We start from the raw sequence: 586 nt of genomic DNA on the forward strand, positions 1-586 counted from the left end.
CCGGCAAAGGAATATTCCATGGCGATCAGCGGCACGGTCGCATCCTGCACGAACCAGGCCTCGATGCCGCCCGGCGAAGTCAAATGCTGGATCTTTGCGGCCGCCTGTGATGGCGAGACGGTAGCGAGCACGAGTGCCGCGCCGGTGACGACGGAGAATGCAACACGTCGAAGGAAGGGATAGGTCACGAACGCTTCTCCTCGCGCTTGGCGACGCCGGTGTCCTTGATCAGATAGCCCGTCACCGAGCGCTTCTTCTCGAGCCATTTCTGCGCCACGGTCCGGACCTCCTCGGCGGTGACGGCGCGGATGCGACCTGGCCAGCTCCGGATGTCCTCGATCGACAGGCCCGTGGTCAATGCCCCGCCATACCAGCGTGCCAGCACCGCCTGGTTGTCCTGGGCGTAGATCGCCTCGGCGATGAGCTGGGTCTTGACTCGCTCGAGATCCTCGGCGCGGATCGGATTCTGCGCGATGTCGGCGATGACGCCATCAATCACCTGCTCGACTTCGGCGAAGCTGACCCCGGATTTGGGCGAAGCCGAGATCGCGAACTGGGTCGGGTCGAGCGAGATGCTCGAATAGCT

General features: G+C 63.8%; 1 protein-coding gene and 1 pseudogene. Both read right to left on the minus strand.

Features of this window, described 5'->3' with window-relative positions:
- Positions 1 to 188 (minus strand): annotated as a pseudogene (locus AC0L3B_RS38245) (insulinase family protein); the annotation flags it as partial.
- A partial coding sequence (locus AC0L3B_RS38250) for a M16 family metallopeptidase (RefSeq protein ID WP_473382726.1) occupies positions 185 to 586 on the minus strand: 402 nt, incomplete at its 5' end. The pseudogene AC0L3B_RS38245 and the gene AC0L3B_RS38250, both read right to left, overlap by 4 nt.

This window comes from Bradyrhizobium sp. Kon56 (assembly GCF_055807635.1).